Origin of the sequence: Lentilactobacillus kefiri (assembly GCF_007989105.1) — a bacterium.
Classification (GTDB): Bacteria; Bacillota; Bacilli; order Lactobacillales; family Lactobacillaceae; genus Lentilactobacillus; species Lentilactobacillus kefiri.
Genome location: NZ_BJVK01000039.1, coordinates 1 through 17299 on the forward strand (window position 1 = coordinate 1; position 17299 = coordinate 17299).

A 17299-nucleotide genomic window follows, 5' to 3' on the forward strand; every position below is an offset into this window, starting at 1 on the left:
CCATTAGGATAATTAAGCAAGATAACAATAATGTTTTGAAGTATGCAATTTACAAAGGTGCTTATGTGAAACGAATCAATTTGTTTCACATAAGCATTTTTTTGTCTTTGGAATTTTTAAAATAATACGTTTGTATGTTGACCGTTTTGTATGGGAGTATGTCAGATCACAATGTTTGAATTAATCTTGTCTATCATAGAAATTTTAGCCTTTCAGGGACCGTTCAAACACCTCAGCTAAAGTTTCATTTATGTCAGCAAATTTTTTATTCAATATTAATCGCCGGAAATCATGAAAACTAATGTTTTCAGTTTGTTTTAAAGGAATCGCTGCAGCTGCAATATCAAGGCAAGTCGTTGTTTTTAAAGTTAAAGTAGAATGGCGATTAAGCCGAACGCTATAATCTTCAAAGTATTCATGAGTTTCATAGGATCCGTTGAGACTTTTGTTGGTCAAAAAATAGTTTTTAAGGTAGTTTTCAAAGGCTGTATCTGAGGATAATGATTGTTTAAAAGTTTTTGGTGTCATAGATTGCACTCCTAATTATTAGTATTGTAAAGTTCAAATTCATTTTCGTGTAATTGTTCAATTCCAATATTACTTCATTTTTTTAATAATGCAAACGTGAAAACAGCTTGAAAGCGTTATCTGACAGTGATTTGGTATGTGTATATGTATTACCTGGTGTGCAGAATGTGTGTTTAAGTCAAAAAAAGAGATGTTTTTTCACAAATGATTTTTTTAGAAGAACTTTGTCAGTAAATAACGATGTTTGGTGGATTGTTTGGCATGTGAAATTCAATAAAACCTCAAAAAACTGTTCACGTGTGCATTTAAGTGTGGTATAGTTGTAAGCGTTAACAAAACAAGTTAAGTTGATTGCTAACAAACGAAGGCCTCGTTTAAAACTATATTAAATTAAACTTCGGAGGTGTGTCATGGAAAGTACTGCTGCAAAAACTAGCGTTTCGAACAGTGAGGCAAAAAATCATGATGACAATTTGATGAATGACTCATCAAAACGAATACCTATACATCAAAGAATTGCATATGGATTTGGCGACTTTGGAAATGGATTTATGTTTGACCTTGGCCAATCATATTTAACTAAATTTTGGATTGACGGTGTTGGACTTGGCGCAGGGGTTGTTGGTGGTATCTTTGCTTTTACCAAAATATTTGATGCGTTTATGGATCCAATTGCTGGTTCCGTTGTTGATAATCGTAAGAAAATTGGGAAACGTGGTAAATTCCGTCCTATTATGATGATCTCAGCTATTGTTTTAGGGATCTTGACCGTAATTACATTCATGATGCCAACTGGATTGTCAATGACTCAGAAGATCATATACGCGTACGCAGCGTACATGATTTGGGGATTAGTTTATTCCTTTACGAATGATCCATATGGTTCTTTGGCATCAGTTATGTCGCGGAATGTTCAGGATCGAAGCTTTATGGCAACCACACGACAGATTGGATCTGTTGGTGCTCAGTTTATTGCTGGAGTGGCCTTTATTCCGTTGACCGTTTTGATTGGTGGGAGCGATCAACGACTTGGTTACTTTTGGGCATCTGCTATTTTCGCCGTATTTGGTGTTTTAATGTTTGGCATCTGCTATTTGGGTACTAAAGAAAATGTTCACGTGAACAGAAACAAGAATGCCCAAAACGAAGGCTTCAAGGATTACTTCAAAGTTATTTTTAAGAACGGTCCACTGGGTGCATTAATCTTAATGACAATTTTTACTATTTCGGCTATGAATACCAACAATCAAATGATGGTTTTCTATGCTGAGTATAACTTAGGTAATATTGGCTTACAGCCAATTATTAATGCCATTATGATGGGGTGCTCAATTCTTGGAGTATTTATGATCCCAATGTTAACCAAACATTTCGGTCAAAAAAGAACTGCAATGGTTAGTTTTGTAATTGGAGCCGTTGCAAATTTATTGAACTTCATTTTACCTGATCACGTCGTTGTCTTCGTCATCTTAGTAACGATTGGATATACAGCATTAGCTATTCCAAACGGAATTACTTGGGCAATGGTATCTAATGCAATTGATTATGGGGAATGGCGCTCAGGAGTCAGAAAAGAAGGAATTACGTACGCTGCTTTTAATTTCTCAAGAAAAATTGCTCAATCGATCGCAGCCTTGGTATCATCAGGAATTTTAGCCTTAACAGGTTATGTTGCTAATGCTCACCAAAGTGCTGGTGCTCTTCGAGGAATTAAGGCTGCAATGACACTTTATCCTGGCATTTGCTTGGTTATCGCAGCTTTTGTTATTGGATTTCTTTATAAGCTTGATGATAAACGCTTTGGAAAGATCGCTAATGATCTGGATCACGGTCGTTGGGAAGGCGGCAAGATCGGTAAATAATTTGTTTATTAGGAACTTTAAAAATCACTAAACTAAACTGGAGGAATTATCATGAATTTAAATAATTTATTGGAAGATGTAAAGGAAATTTTGGAAGCAGACGGCACTTACACAAATCTTAGCAATAAAGAAATTTATGCCCCATCAATTCAGGTTGATCGAAGAAACGTTTACTTCATTCTTCATCACACTAATGAAAAGAACATTATTGAAAAGAGTTTGGTTGTTTATGAAAACCGCTCTACTGTTGGTGAATTCCAGGCTGAAGAAGTTTTGGAAGACCGTGATTCAACGTTACTGGTTGGTGAGCTAAACGAACAGAATAATGATGCATTGGCCAAGCGCTTTCAATGGATGCGGCCAACATCCCGAAGAAATTATAAATACACCTTCGGATTAGGTGATCGACTAGGTAATGCGTCAAATGCCCACTTACGTTTATTCAAAGGACGTGGCATCATGCCTGTCTTGGCACAACAATCAATTCGGGAATTAGTATTAATGCACCGAACCAATACTGATGTGTTCCAATCTGCTTCATGGGCCGTTTTTGAAGAAGGATTCACATACGGTTGGGGTGCAGATGGTGACCATGTTAAAACACCTTATGAGGTCGATTATGCAGTTAAAATTGGTTGCTCAATGATTACTTTGGATTGTACCGAAGAGATTAATAACGACATTGTTGAATTAAATGATGAAGAACTTGATAAGCGCTTTAACCAATTAGATCCTGACCAAATTAAATATTTTAATGATACTTATCTGAACAAAACCTTTAATTTAGGTGACGGGCGCTCCGTTAAGTTTACGAAACATGATGTTGAAGAGTCAGTTTTAACTTTTTATGATGCAATTTTGTTTGCTGCTGGAATTTACACCAAGTTCGTCGTTCCTTATAACTTGGACTTTGAAATTTCAATGGATGAAACACCTTACCAAACAACAAATCCCAACCATTACTTCTTTGCCAATGAATTAAATCGTCGCGGCATTACCCCTGTAACAATGGCTCCTCGTTTCTATGGTGAATTCCAGAAAGCCATTGATTACATTGGTGATACGAAACGTTTTGAGCGCGAATATGTTATCCATGAAGCGATTGCTGAACATTTTGGTTACAAACTCAGTATTCACTCAGGATCAGATAAACTTTCAGTTTATGAAATCATTGGCCGAGTTTCTAAGCAACATGGCTGGCATGTTAAAACAGCCGGAACCAACTGGCTTGAGGCTTTACGAGTAATCGCTCATAAGGATCCAAAATTCATGCTGGAACTTTACAAGTTCTCATACGAAAACTTAGATGATGTTAAAGATTTCTATGTATTCAATGCGCAAACTGACGGTACCGCACCAAAGCCTAAGGATATGAATACAGAAAACGTTATGGATCTGTTGGATAACGATGATGCACGTCAAATCCTTCATACTATGTACGGATCTATTATGAACTTGAAACATAACTATCACTATGTTTATCGCGACAAGTTCTGGACTATTTTATTGCAGAACCAAGCACTGTATGACCGTTACTTAAACATCCATATCGCAGAACATTTGGATCTTCTTCAGGGAATTGTCAAAACAAAAAAAGAAGCACGGGACAAATACGAACCCAAGAGTGACATCTCTAAAGAAAGCGCTCAAAAGCTTCAAACGACAGCAAACGATTAAAGAGGAGCGATTAATTGATCATGACTTTATTAAATGATGATTTCTTATTAGGCAATGATACAGCCAAAACGTTGTTCCATGACTATGCGGAAAAAATGCCAATTATCGATTTTCATTGCCATTTAAACCCCGAAGAAATTTATAAAAACAAGAATTATCCTAACATTACTCGTATTTGGCTTAATGAAGGAACATATGGTGACCATTATAAATGGCGCCTAATGCGGGCAAACGGGGTTGATGAAAAATATATTACTGGTGACGGTGATGAATACAAAAAGTTTATCGAATGGGCTAAAACGATCGAAAATTCCTATGGTAATCCATTATATGAATGGACTCATCTAGAATTGCGTAGATTCTTCCATATTGATCAGGAATTAACTGAGAAGTCGGCTCCTGAAATCTGGAAAAAAGCCAATGAATTGCTTCAAAAGGATGACTTTAAGCCGCGCAATTTAATTAAGAATTCAAATGTTCAGGTTGTTTGCACAACTGACGATCCAGCATCTGATTTGAAATATCACAAATTGCTCAAACAGGAAGAAGACCAAAGTGGTTTTAAAACATTGCCAGCAATGCGACCTGATAAGTTGATTCAAATTGATAGGGATTCATTCGGTGAATACTTGCAAACCTTGAGTAAAGTTTCGGGTGTGGAAATTCAAAACTTTAACGATATTATCAAAGCCATTCATCAAAGATTTGAGTTCTTTAACGAAATGGGGGGCCGTTTATCGGATCATTCTTTATTGACCTATCATTTTAAGGAAGCTAGCGATGGCGAATTGAATTCAATTGTTAATAAAGGGATTCAAAACCAGGCACTAAGTCAAGATGAAATAGATCAATATTTGACAATGCTGTTAGAAAACTTGATGAAGCTTAATACTGAGTTTAACTGGACTATGCAATTCCACGTCAATTCAAATCGTGATCTTAATCGACCAATGTTTGACAAGCTCGGTCCTGATACTGGTTATGATGCCGTGGGAACTCAGCCTGATATTGTAACTCATTTGACCAAGCTGTTTACAAAAATGCAAGATACTGATAATGTTCCTAAGACTATTTTCTATTCATTGAATAACAATGATTGGATGCAGCTAGCAACCATGATGGGCTGCTTCCAAGGCGGGACGGTCCAAAAGCTCCAGCTTGGTGCCGGCTGGTGGTTTAATGATACAGCTGAAGGCATGGATGATCAGTTACGAATCTTTGCACAAGAAAGTTTGTTGCCACACTTTGTTGGTATGCTTACTGATTCTAGAAGCTTCTTATCTTATCCACGACATGAGTACTTCCGGAGGGTGCTTTGCAACTTCTATGGTAAGTTAGTTGAACAAGGACGAGTTCCAAATAATTCTGAAAAGCTTGGGAGAATTGTTCAGGATATTTCATATAACAACGCACGAAATTACTTTGGTTTCTTAGACTAGGGAAATTGTTTAACTAAAAATAAATAGGTTTACGAAGAGGGTGGCATCATACTTTGCCACCCTCTTTATAGTATAATTAATAGTACTAGTAAGCTTGACGTAATTGGCTGATAACGCGATAATTATTTCGATGAAATTAAGACTTGAGGAGGTGCTGGAGACATGCCAGAAATTGATAAGAATGAAAATGCAGTCACAATTTTGACCATTGCAAAGATGGCGAATGTTTCACATACAACTGTCTCCAGGGCCCTTAATGGGAGTTCGCTGGTCAAGCCTGCCACCCGGGATAAGATTACGAAGATTGCCAAACAGGTTGGATACGTGCCCAATTTAAGTGCAAAACGGTTGGTAACAAATCGTTCTTATATGATTGGTATCTTTTTCACCAATTTGGATACTGGTACATCAGCCAGCTTTTTAACTGAGGTTATCGAGCAGGCACAGGGTCTCCTACCCAAGGGTTATTCCCTGTCAATTAACAGTGTTGATAACGCGATGGATGAACAAGGGATTTCCGTTAGTAACTTTGATGGCATTATTGTGATTAGCCAGTCTGCTTCGGACGATGAATTCATTGAATATCTGCATAAGACCGGTATTCCCATTGTTGTTTTAAACCGAGTCATTAATCGTAATGACATTAATAACTATGCGGTCGGGGATGAACTTGGAGGTAAAATTGCAACTGAATATGCGATTCGCATGGGCCATCGTAAGTTTGCTCTCATTAAGGGGCTGAATAAATTTGAGTCGTCTGCTCATCGAACAAAGGGTTTTATGGATGCACTTGATGCTCATGATATTAAGGTGGATTCTGGGCTCGTTAAGCAAGGTGATTATCAGCCGAAGAGTGGGAATATTTTAATGCGTCAAATATTGTCTGGCGGTGATATCCCCAGTTGTGTTATTTGCGAAAATGATGATATGGCACTTGGTGCATTGAATGCCTGTATTGAATTGGGTTATCAAGTTCCGCGAGATATTTCAATTATTGGGTTTGATGATATGGGGTATTCTAAGTACTTGGTACCGCCGTTGACGACTGTTAGAAAGCCAACCTCCACAATTATTGGAATGGGAGTTTCTCGATTGGTTGAGATGATGGACAATAAGCAACATGATGACATTGAACAAAAAGTGGTTAATCCGGAAATCATTGTTCGAAGCTCAGTGCTCGATATGAATAAGATTCATTTTTCTAGTAAATAGGTTCTCAATAATCTGAGTGTAAGATTGAAAAGTCATTGCTTAAATTTGTTAACAAGGCCTACCATGTTAGTCACACACGGAGATCATGTAGAGGATTTAGTCTATACTTCAGTGACATCTTTTGATTAATTGCTTGAAGCATAGACATGCAGAAATTATTGGTTTGAGTCTGTCTAAGTTCTATAGTATCTATAGCATGGCAACGAATGGTAAAGATATTTAAAAATAGCGTGATAATCTATAGAAATGAGGTTGGGTATGATGGGGCAGGAGACCTTTTTGATCTTGAATCAACGCTCTGTAATAGATCTTTTCATTGATGGAGATGTATTTCCTTACATGACGGGAAATGAAATTCAAAATCTGGGAATTAAATTTGGTGTAGGTAATTTGAGTGGTAGTCGATGGCAAATGATGCAAACCATACTTTCAAGTTTGCATAATGAAAACGATATGACCAAATTTTTAGAATATTTTCTTTTGGTAATGAATATTAACAAAGCTGTCAAAGATGTCATTAAAAATAACCTCAAGGGGGAACCGCCCTACGAACAAACTGACAACATATTCGAAGAATGTGAAAAGAATAATAGGTATATTGCTCAAGTCATAAGGCAAGAATTGATCAGGAGGATCAATCTGGAGTTATCTGTATCAGGCAAAAAACTTGTGTATAATGGTAATACATTTGTTATGATTAATTCAAATGATCAAGCAAAGATAGTCGCTGATACTAGTAAGATCATTGATGATGATTACATAAAGAAACTTCTGGATAATTCCAAAGTGGACTTTAACAATAATGATCTAGATAGCATTGTTACAAAGTCAAGGACACTTATAGAATCAGTTTTCATTCAAATACTCCAAGATCAGCAGGTTGATTTTAAAGAGAATGGGGATATTGGGCAATATAGGAAAAAAGTAAATCTCATATTGGGGATAAAGCCGGATAACACTTGGAATCACTCTATTTTAACTATGGTAAGTGGGCTGAACAAAATTGTAGATGCAATTACTGACATGCGAAATAACAATAGTGACGCACATGGCTCGTCAAGCAGAGTCAAAATTCAACGGGCAGAAGCAGAACTAATATTGAATTCCGCAGTTACTCTGGCCACCTACTACTTGGGAATAAATAACCGTAACGAACGAACATAATATATTTTCATTTCAATTATAAATGATTTTGTAATTTGATGGATTAGTAGCTGAAGCATAAATGCACATCAAAAAGGCTAAATACTAGATTTGACCTTTTTATATATTGTTGACTAGAAATAGTTTAACTAACTAAAATAATTCAATTATCCACCATTTGAGCGCTTAGATTAGTGTTAAAACTGATTTAAGCCTTTTTTGTACGAAAAAAGACCATCAACATGGCCTTTTCCGATGCCTGTATATATTGGGAGACTGCTTTAACGTCCTAAGAAATACTCCCAATGTTTCATATGGGTGTAGCCATAATCATGCTTAATTTTGTGGTGGAAATAAACAAAGAAGACTCCGCCCAAAAGATAATTCTTTAAGACGTGATACTTATGACCATACAAGGCTTTGTGTGATGACCAGACAAAGCCAATACGTTTATATGCCGGCAACCGGTACCCACGGTTTAAGTCGTAGACATTATTACTGCCTTTTTTAGCGTGTTTATAAATACTGATTGATAGTTTCCGTGATCCGGTCATATGCGGTGTATATACCCGATAATAGGAGATGCTTCCACGAGTTGATTGATTATAGGTTACAACTGAATGCTTTTTTACTTTAATAACACTGTAAGCATTAACATAAGTATTCCACGAATACCAATTTCCGCGGATGCTTTTTGCAGTTGTGTATGAATTAGCTGAGACCTTTTGAGCTGTCACAGTATTAATTGCTAAACCAATGGCCAGCATTAGTCCTGTTAAAATCATTAATTTCCAAAGTTTCTTCATTTTGATATCTCTACTTTCTAATCAAGACGCCTGGAGTACCCACAAAGCCAGCTCCATAGTATTCAAGAATTACAGGACGAATATGGCCAAAAATTTTCTTGGTTGTTACCCGATAGTAACTCGGGTGCATGGTACCGTATTTAAAGCCTTTTAATCCCCAATAAATTGAATAACGTCCGTGTCCAAAACTATAAATTGGATTAACCCGTGGATGTCCGTTGGCTAAATGATAGTAAGCAAGATGGTAACTGTATTTAGTGTAATGGTGACTGTCATAAGAATATTCAGTCGTGGATTTTGCCCGAAACACATCTTTACCATAAAACCGACTGCCACTTGGTGAATATTCTTTCCACGTTCCACGCATGCTTCTTGGAACTGTCTTTAACACTGAACTGGCAGAAACATTACTAGCAAAAAAGCTGCCGGTTGTTATTCCGATCCCCACCAGAAGCAGCATTAACGTCTTATGCTTTTTCATATATGTAAATCCCCAAACGTACTTATTTCAACCCCCTCAAAGATTGATGCTTTAATTATACTACTTTGAAATGAACCTGAATTTGTAGTTCAAATGGTAACTTTCAAAATACAATTTTCAAGTGAATCTTTGACTAAGTTCCAGTTTGTAAGTCATATTTTACTTTTATTAACTATACATGAACCCAGCAACTGTGAATCAAATGATTAAAAGGTACTACAGTTTTTTTTGATCAAAAGAAAAGCTCGGTCAATATATGACCGAGCTAAGCGATTAGGATCAACGCCCAATAAAGTATTGATAATGTTTAAGATGCGTGTAGCTGTAATCATGTTTAACTTTGTGATGAAAGTAAACGTTAAAGGCACCCATATTGTAGTAACTCTTTAAAACGTGATGTCTTTGACCAAAGATGGTCATATGTGATGACCAAACTGATGGGATCATTTGATAATCATATTTAGCGTTATTCAAATTATAAACTGTATTGGAACCCTTACGAGCATGTTTTCCGATTGTAATTTTTAAGCGATGGGAGCCACTCATGTGTGGTGTATAAAGTTTATAATACGAAATCCTTCCAGATAAGTGTTGCTGATAGGTTGAAGCTGAGTGGGCTTTGATGCTCATGCAATAATACAATTTGTCGTATCTACTATACCGATACCAATGTCCACGAATACTTTTGGCGGTAGTGTATGAACTAGCCGATGCTGAATTAGTCGTTAACGTATTAATTCCTAAGCCCATTGTCACCATTAAAGCTGTTAAAATAATTACTTTCCAAATATTTTTCATTGTTGACTACCTCTTAACCTTAATCATGACTGATGGGCTTCCATGCCAGCCGACACCATAATATTCAAGTAGCACATGACGTTTGTGGCCGAAGATATTTCGGTTAGTCAGCCGATAATAGTCAGGGTGCATGGTTGCATACGTATAAGTACTTAACTGCCACCAAAAACTATATTTACCATGCCCATAATAGTAATTTTCATTATGAATGGGTGTCTTATCCGTAGTGTTTGGTGATCGTGTCGCAAACTTATAACTAATTTTGTGATACTTGCCATGTGATTTTTGATAGTAATAAGTTGTTTTGGCCGTAAAATGAATTTTGCCAAAATAATCACTACCATCTGATGAATACTGTCTCCAAGTTCCCCGCAAGCTTTTTGGTACCGACGATAGCTGCTTAGATGCCGAAACATTAGTTGACGATAATGCCCCAACGCAAAAGCCAAAGCTGATTAATAGAACTACTAACCATTTATGTTTTCCCATATGAATACCCCTTAATATTGTATTGTGAAAGCCCTCAAAACTTTCACCTAACAATTATACCGCTAAAGTTTTTCATTAAACGACATCGATTAAATATACGTGAATATGCAAAGAACCTGTTTTATAACAAAGTTAAATTCAAAGCAAGCAGCGTAATTTTGATGCTTCATCTTTGATGGATTAGTTAAATGATGGCTGATGAGATAACTATCCCTACTCGATAGTAGTCAATGTGTGAGACAGAACCTGAGAGACACTTATAAGATACTCCTGAAACGACGTAGTCTAATTATCAAATTCCTTGGCCTTCCGGTGGTGGTTAAGGCTATAAGCCCTAACTAATAAGCTAACTGAAATCAATTAAGTATCCATAAACAAAAAGCAGCGCAAATTCAACAATTTGCGCTGCTTTCATTACATATTCAATTATTAACCCACATTCAACACCTTCGCATGACTCTTCCCTTGACCAACAGCTTTAACCCTCAGCTGACAAGGAATACTCTGCTGCAACATCTGCACATGACTAATGATTCCAATAGTTCGGTCATTACTCTCAATGCTTTCCAGGGCTGCCATTGCGGTTGAAAGGGAATCTTGATCCAGTGTTCCGAATCCTTCATCAACGAACAAAGTGTCGATACTAATGCCACCGGCTTCGTTTTGAATGACCTCACCCAAGGCTAATGCCAAGCTGAGGGCAACGATGAAGCTTTCCCCGCCGGATAAAGTATGGACGTTTCTGTTTTCACCGACATCGCCATCAAAGACATCAATTTCCAGCCCAGTATTCTTTTGATAAGAACCGGGTTCTTTGTGCAATCTGAGGAGATATCTGCCGGAACTTAATTTCTTTAAATGCTGGTTGGCTACTTGAAGAATCTCTGCCAATTCTGCTCTTAATACATACCGTTCCAGGCCCAGTTTGTTGGCTCCTTTACCGTTAATCGAATCAACAAGTTGTTGCAATTGGTTGATCTCTTCAGCTTGCGTTTTGACTTTTTTGTAATTCTTGACGATATTTTCCAAGGTGTTTTTGTTAACGGCAAACTGTTCGTGTTCGTGACTGTATTTTTTCCGCAACTCATCAAGTTGGTTAGAAAGGTCATTGACAACTGCCTGTTCCTTCTCCAAGTCAACTTTTTGTTTATCACCGATTTCCTTCTTAAAGTGATCAACATCGTTCACAACCTGCTTGATTGAATCGTTGTAGTCGTCAAGTTGATGCTGCAGGTCCTGAATATTATCAAGGCTTTGCAGGAGGATTTCAAATGGACGCCAATCCTCGTCGCCAAATTTATCGCGAACTGCATCAGTGATCTCAAGTTGGAACTTGTTGACTGACTCTTCAGACTTATCTAGCTCACTGGCAAGACTCTGCTGCTTGCCTTTGAGAGAGCCAATATGCGTTTTGACATTACTCAAAGCTTCATTGTTTTGCTTCACGTTCTTTGTATAAACGTCAATCGCATTTTTGAGTTCAGCCAAATGATTATCAAGGGCCTCCAGGTTGGTAAATTCAGAAGGCAATCCCCGCTCAAGCTCATTTAACGCACCAGTCTTGGCAGATAAGTCACCCGAAGCATCACTCAATGATTGATTCAAACTCTCAAGTTGATCACTTAACTTCGATAGGCCGTTTTGGACAGAAACTTTCTTTTTGCTTTGAGCTTTCAAATGAGCAATCTGGCTATTGATGCCATTGATCGTTTTATTGTTGTCTTCTTGAATGGCATTAAGTTGCTTTGCGACCTCATTTAAATCAGATGATACACTCTGAAGTTTGAGGTCGGCTTCAATATCGGCGATTAACTTTTTGAATTGTTGATCATAAGCTTTAACCTGCTCATCCAAGCGTTTTTGATTGGTTTGTACTTCAGATTTATACGTAGATTCTGATGTGATGGCTTTATTCAGCATACTATTTGCAGTCTTCAGCTGGGCATCCGTCACATTTTTTTCAGGAGAAAGGTGGGCCGGCGCAGGATGGTCGGTTCCACCACATACTGGGCAGGGCGTTCCCGGCTTTAGCTGTTCGACCAGCTTGCTGATTTCGTTTTGGATCCGGATGTTGTTCAGATTATCAGCTTCGTCTTGGCATTTTTGTCTTTTAGACGTGGCATCTTTCAGTGAATCAGTGTCGCTAGCAATTTTCGATTTTAGCTGGTGATTTTTTTGATCAGAGGCAATTAAAGCAGTAATCTTTTCGGCAAAATTGTTTACCGTCTGCGATTTTTGATTGGCACTTGAAAGCTGTTCGGTTAGGTTGGACTGGTTATTCAATTCTTTTTCAAGCTTCGCCAGTTCGTCTGATAGCTTCTTAGATTGCTCCTTATTATCAGAAACCTGATATATCAATTGAGAGACATGTTGTTTTGAGGCTGCAATTTGTTGCTTTAATTGGTCCCGTTTTTCAAACGACTCCCGTTGTTTTGCCAACACCGCCGTTTCATCACTCATTTGATTTTGGTGGTCTTTTTGATCATCGAGCTTGTGCTGAGTTTCGGTCAAGCCTTTTTGTTCAGAGGCAGCACCGGCCAATTGTTCTTTGACTGATTGAATCTCGGCTTGATACTGTTTCACATCGGCTTGGCTTTGCTGAAATTGATCATGCTTTGGCTTTAAGTCTTTTGCCCACGACAAGTCAGTTAATTGTTTTTCTAATTGATCAAATTTTGGCTTGTCAGCTTGTAATTCTGCCTGTCGTTTCTTGGCCGTCTCCAAGGCATCAATTTGTTTGTTGGTTTCCTGGTGGGCGACCAGCTGCTGATTCTTGGTATCGTATTTTTTATTAAGTTGCTTTACCTGGGCATCCAGTTGTTTCAAAGCCTTGTTGGATGTGGCTTGCTGCTGTTTGAGCGCCTCAATTTGGGATTCGGTATTTTGGTAGGCAATATTTTCCGGCGCGTCAATCCATGTGATGGCCGACAAATTTTGCTTGATAGAATCCTGCCAACCGGTGGAGTCGCGGACCTTTTGCTTGAGCTTGTCGTTTAGCACATCGCCCCATTTACGATACAGGCTGGTGTGGAAAATGTTCCGCAATAATTTTTCCTTTTGATCACTGCTGGCTGCCAGAAATTCTTGGAAATCTCCCTGAGGTAATAGGACGATTTGAACAAACTGTTTTCGATCCAGTTGGAGAATATCATCAATCTTTGTCCCAATTTTTGCGAGCTTGGTGATTTCGTCTACTTTTTTGCCGTTCTCAAAAATATCAAGCTTACCTTTGGCGCCATATTCCTTTTGGCCGGTACCCCGTTTCTTGTTTAACACCTGAACCGGTTCCCGAGATATTTGGTAGGTGATTCCTTGGTGTTCAAACGTTAAATCCACTTTGGTTGGCGAATCAAAATCCGCAAAATCGGAGCGCAACAAAGCGGGGTTCCGGTCATCAGTGATTCCCTGGCCGTACAGGGCAAAAGTGATCGCGTCAAAAATGGTGGTTTTCCCACTACCGGTATTTCCTGAAATTAAGAATACAGAAGACTTGTTCAGCTCAGTAAAATCAATCGTTTCATTTTCATACGGGCCGAAATTTTCCATGTGTAGTTTTAATGGCTTCACTAGTTTTTACCTCCTGAATCAGGTTTGTTGGCGTCCTTGAGTGCACTTGCTGCCCACTTTTGTTGCTGTGGTGTCAACGTATCATTGGCGACTTTTTCGTAGAATTCTTTCAGCAGGTCCATGGGATCTTTTTGACGAATTTCTTTACCGTTTTCACCATCGTAGTCCAAGGCATCCGCATAGCCGTTTTCCCATGCCAGCGAGATGATGTTGGGGTAAATGTTGCGCAGTCTGGCCATTGCGTTGGGGATGAGCTTGGTGTCGGTTAACGTGATGCCGAAGTAGTTGTCGAGATTTTGCTTCTTATAAATGGCTTCATCTGTGAGCGTGTCAAAGCTGTCGGTCAATACCTTCACATCTCTGATGGGTGTAATTGGTTTAAAGGTCAGTTTGAATGGATCGGTATCGATGATGTAAACACCCTTTTTCTGGTTGGCTTCTGATAAGGAGAACTTCACCGGCGAGCCGCTATATCGCGCCCGTTTTGCATGCAAAGCATCCTTGCCATGCAAATGACCCAGGGCAACATAGTCAAAATCCTTGAGTAGTGAAACTGGGACAGAGGCTAATCCACCGACCGTTAGCTTGATTTCAGAATCGGTGGTGGCACTGCCATCTGCGAAGAAATGGGCCACCAAGATGTGAGACTTATTTGGAACAAAAAACGACTTCATTTTGTCGGATATGAGCTTGAAAGCTTGATCCAGTTGTTTGATGGAATCGTCATTGAAATATTGTTGAGCGGCAAACAATTCAAAGTAGGGCAGCAGAAAGATCTGCGTATCGGGAAGCTCTACTGGTTTGAATGCCTCTTCAAGTTGAGTATGTAAGTAAAAATGGGTCTGTTTGAACCACTTTGTACCAGTTGATAAACGAATGGCGCTGTCATGGTTGCCGGAAATCGCATAGACCGGCAATTTGTCCTTAAGGTTGAGCTTTTCAATCACGGAGTTGAGGATTCCGACTGAGTCTTCGGATGGCATGCTGCAGTCGTAAAGGTCGCCGGCAATGATGATGCCGTCGACTTTTTCATCCAGAGCGATTTTTTCGATTTGGTTAAAGGCATTTTCCTGTTCTTCTGTTAAGTCAAATCCGTGAAGCCGGCGGCCAATGTGCCAGTCGGCGGTGTGTAATAGGCGCATGAGTGTAAGTCCTTTCTTAGGGTACGTAAGTTCTTATTGATAGTATACATTTAATCAGCCACAAATAATGATTGAAATTGAATTTTCACTTCAGCTTTTATATTAAAATCTAATAACAATATAGTTATTCTATGAATTTTGGCGTATTATTATAATATGCCAGTGCAGATGGGCATTTAGCTTACTTTTTGTAGGTGAAATGTATTGGATTTTAAGGCCATATAGTTTAATTATTAATTGCAAATTTGGTTATGATGAATGCATGCCATACATAAAAATATTTTTGGGAGTGTTGGGGTTATGAAGTTTAAGAAGACTTTGTTGTTTGTTGCGTCATTGATTTTGTTTGGGGTTGTTGCTGGTCCGTCAGTAACGGCAAATGCGAAAACACTGACTGGCATGCCAAGATCATTCAGACACGTCTGGTATCGTGGCCATCTAAAATTAAAGATTACTAAATATCATATCTATACAGGAACCAAGGGGCATCACTACAGTTCTCATACTACTTTTAAGCGTGTAATTAAAGATGGAAAGTATTATACGCCATATGTGAAAGGCGGTTTTGACCTAGAACCTTATCACATTTTTCATGGCTATCTTTACCATGGCACACCACTATCACAAGGTGGCAGCGGAACTATAAGATATCACAGATAATCCGACTCTGAGGGGAGTCCACGATAAATGGAAATGAAGCTAAGAATTAACAGTTTAATAAGAGCGGGGTTGTTTACCCTCATCATGTTAATGGGCATGGTCATTTTTGCCAGAAATTCATTTGCATTTTGGCACGCTAAGCCTGTCATTGATGATCAGCTTAATATTTTGACTGACCAGCAAAAGCAGCAGATCATGGACGAAAATGAGAAGCTTGCGAACAAGCCATATCATCAAGAGATTTGGTTCATATCGACTAATCAAAGCCCATATCACTATGATTCGGTTAATAGTTCATTGGATCTTGAAACCATCAAAGAATCAGGCTTTAGCTTGCTTAGTTTACAAGATGCAACGCAAATTTTCGCCTTTGATTTGATCCAGGATTACACGAACCTAAGTGAAAATTCAACGGATATAGATGTTGAAGAGAAATTAGACGGAGCTAGCAGCTATATAAATATTATTGTAGTTGATCCAAAATTTAAGTATCCGGTCATGCCGATCTTTTCAGATATTTCTAAGGATCATATTGGTGATCTCAGGAATCGGATTATGACACACCAGCTTAATTTTAAGGACTATGGCCAAGCAAATGTGATGGACACGGTGAACTTTGTCACTTCATTTGTGAATACGAAAAGCACTAACCCAAAGGACAATCAAGGGATGAGCGAGGGTGACCTTTGGTTAATCGCAATTGGCTTAATTATCCTCTGGGGTATCGTTCACCATATTCGCCATCGCCATGATCCTCAAGGACCTTCTCATGTTGATCCAGAGATGGATGACGCTTCGGCCAGGTATGATAACGGCTGGCTGGACGGCGTTTTTTATGGGGAGAATAGTGGGGATGATTCGTTTAAGAACTGAGCTCTAGATTCAGAGCACGTTTTTAAAAAGAAAGCGTTCGTTTCTTCTTATCGAATGTTGTATATAGTAAAATTATAAAAAATAGGTTTAATAATTCGGAGGGTAATCATGTCATCATTTGTAGAAATACCACAACCATCAAGATTTAGAATGGGTGAATTGTTTAAAGATAACAACTTCACTGTTCCTATGTATCAAAGAAACTACGATTGGGAAAGCGATCAGATTGTTGATTTTTGGGACGATCTAGTTGATCTTGTTGAAGGAAATCGGAATAGTCACTTCTTTGGCCAAATTGTGACGTTTAAAAACGAAGATGGCCGCCAAGAAATTATTGATGGGCAACAAAGATTAACAACTAGTCTTATTTTCATGGCTGTTATTAAAGACATTGCCACTAAAATGTATCAAGACAACTTTGCAAAAGACACGTCATTATCTGATCTTGATCGGGGCGATAAGCTGCGAGACATTAGGAATGCTGTTAGAAAGTTGATTCGTGGAGAGAACGAAGGAGACGATGCATCGCTAATTGTTGAACAACGTTCCACGAATAATGGCGAATTAGAAAAGTATTTTTATGCGCTTACTCATAAAAGTGCCGAAGCTTTAGATTCTTCTA

At 38.4% G+C, this 17299-nt stretch carries 15 protein-coding genes; 8 read left to right on the forward strand and 7 right to left on the reverse strand.

All coding sequences use genetic code 11. From position 1 onward, the window contains the following. Nucleotides 1-204: 204 nt before the first annotated feature. Nucleotides 205-528, reverse strand: a complete 324-nt coding sequence (locus tag LKE01_RS10065) for a hypothetical protein (protein ID WP_056982785.1) — start codon at nucleotides 526-528, stop codon at nucleotides 205-207. A gap of 410 nt (nucleotides 529-938) precedes the next feature. Here LKE01_RS10065 and LKE01_RS10070 point away from each other — a divergent pair, with 410 nt between their 5' ends. From LKE01_RS10070 to LKE01_RS10090, 5 genes are all read left to right on the forward strand, one after another. Continuing rightward, nucleotides 939-2390, forward strand: a complete 1452-nt coding sequence (locus LKE01_RS10070) for a glycoside-pentoside-hexuronide (GPH):cation symporter (RefSeq protein WP_056982787.1) — start codon at nucleotides 939-941, stop codon at nucleotides 2388-2390. Between the two features lie 51 nt (nucleotides 2391-2441). After that, complete coding sequence (locus LKE01_RS10075) at nucleotides 2442-4067, forward strand: tagaturonate epimerase family protein (protein ID WP_056982789.1); 1626 nt, start codon at nucleotides 2442-2444, stop codon at nucleotides 4065-4067. Between the two features lie 20 nt (nucleotides 4068-4087). Then, the gene (gene uxaC / locus LKE01_RS10080; protein WP_054769674.1) at nucleotides 4088-5506 is read left to right on the forward strand and encodes a glucuronate isomerase; all 1419 of its coding nucleotides are present in this window, start codon (nucleotides 4088-4090) and stop codon (nucleotides 5504-5506) included. A gap of 162 nt (nucleotides 5507-5668) precedes the next feature. Continuing rightward, nucleotides 5669-6718, forward strand: a complete 1050-nt coding sequence (locus tag LKE01_RS10085) for a LacI family DNA-binding transcriptional regulator (RefSeq protein ID WP_054769672.1) — start codon at nucleotides 5669-5671, stop codon at nucleotides 6716-6718. A gap of 258 nt (nucleotides 6719-6976) precedes the next feature. Further along, nucleotides 6977-7882 (forward strand): abortive infection family protein, encoded by a 906-nt coding sequence (locus LKE01_RS10090; RefSeq protein WP_056982791.1) that lies wholly within the window; start codon nucleotides 6977-6979, stop codon nucleotides 7880-7882. 260 nt (nucleotides 7883-8142) lie between these two features. Here the strand turns inward: LKE01_RS10090 and LKE01_RS10095 are convergent, their stop codons facing one another. The 6 genes from LKE01_RS10095 to LKE01_RS10120 all read right to left on the reverse strand — a co-directional run bounded on the left by LKE01_RS10095 (nucleotide 8143) and on the right by LKE01_RS10120 (nucleotide 15144). Continuing rightward, complete coding sequence (locus LKE01_RS10095) at nucleotides 8143-8667, reverse strand: hypothetical protein (RefSeq protein WP_056982792.1); 525 nt, start codon at nucleotides 8665-8667, stop codon at nucleotides 8143-8145. Between the two features lie 10 nt (nucleotides 8668-8677). Next, nucleotides 8678-9148 carry a hypothetical protein gene (locus tag LKE01_RS10100; RefSeq protein WP_056982794.1) on the reverse strand — a complete coding sequence of 157 codons (471 nt, stop codon included), beginning with the start codon at nucleotides 9146-9148 and terminating at the stop codon, nucleotides 8678-8680. Nucleotides 9149-9427: 279 nt separating this feature from the next. Continuing rightward, on the reverse strand, nucleotides 9428-9946 hold the full coding sequence (locus LKE01_RS10105) for a hypothetical protein (protein WP_056982796.1): 519 nt from the start codon (nucleotides 9944-9946) through the stop codon (nucleotides 9428-9430). A 6-nt stretch (nucleotides 9947-9952) separates the two neighbouring features. Beyond that, a complete protein-coding gene (locus LKE01_RS10110; RefSeq protein ID WP_056982798.1) occupies nucleotides 9953-10435 on the reverse strand; it encodes a hypothetical protein in 483 nt (160 codons plus the stop codon). Nucleotides 10436-10864: 429 nt separating this feature from the next. Next, nucleotides 10865-14002, reverse strand: coding sequence for an AAA family ATPase (locus LKE01_RS10115; protein WP_056982800.1), 3138 nt, complete (start codon nucleotides 14000-14002; stop codon nucleotides 10865-10867). Further along, on the reverse strand, nucleotides 14002-15144 hold the full coding sequence (locus LKE01_RS10120) for an exonuclease SbcCD subunit D (RefSeq protein ID WP_056982802.1): 1143 nt from the start codon (nucleotides 15142-15144) through the stop codon (nucleotides 14002-14004). Before LKE01_RS10120 ends, LKE01_RS10115 begins: the two co-directional genes overlap by 1 nt. 300 nt (nucleotides 15145-15444) lie before the next feature. Between LKE01_RS10120 and LKE01_RS10125 the strand changes: the two genes are divergently transcribed. The 3 genes from LKE01_RS10125 to LKE01_RS10135 all read left to right on the forward strand — a co-directional run. Beyond that, nucleotides 15445-15804 carry a hypothetical protein gene (locus LKE01_RS10125; protein WP_056982804.1) on the forward strand — a complete coding sequence of 120 codons (360 nt, stop codon included), beginning with the start codon at nucleotides 15445-15447 and terminating at the stop codon, nucleotides 15802-15804. Nucleotides 15805-15831: 27 nt separating this feature from the next. Next, nucleotides 15832-16677 carry a hypothetical protein gene (locus LKE01_RS10130; RefSeq protein WP_054769660.1) on the forward strand — a complete coding sequence of 282 codons (846 nt, stop codon included), beginning with the start codon at nucleotides 15832-15834 and terminating at the stop codon, nucleotides 16675-16677. A 108-nt stretch (nucleotides 16678-16785) separates the two neighbouring features. Beyond that, a partial coding sequence (locus LKE01_RS10135) for a DUF262 domain-containing protein (RefSeq protein WP_146979228.1) occupies nucleotides 16786-17299 on the forward strand: 514 nt, incomplete at its 3' end.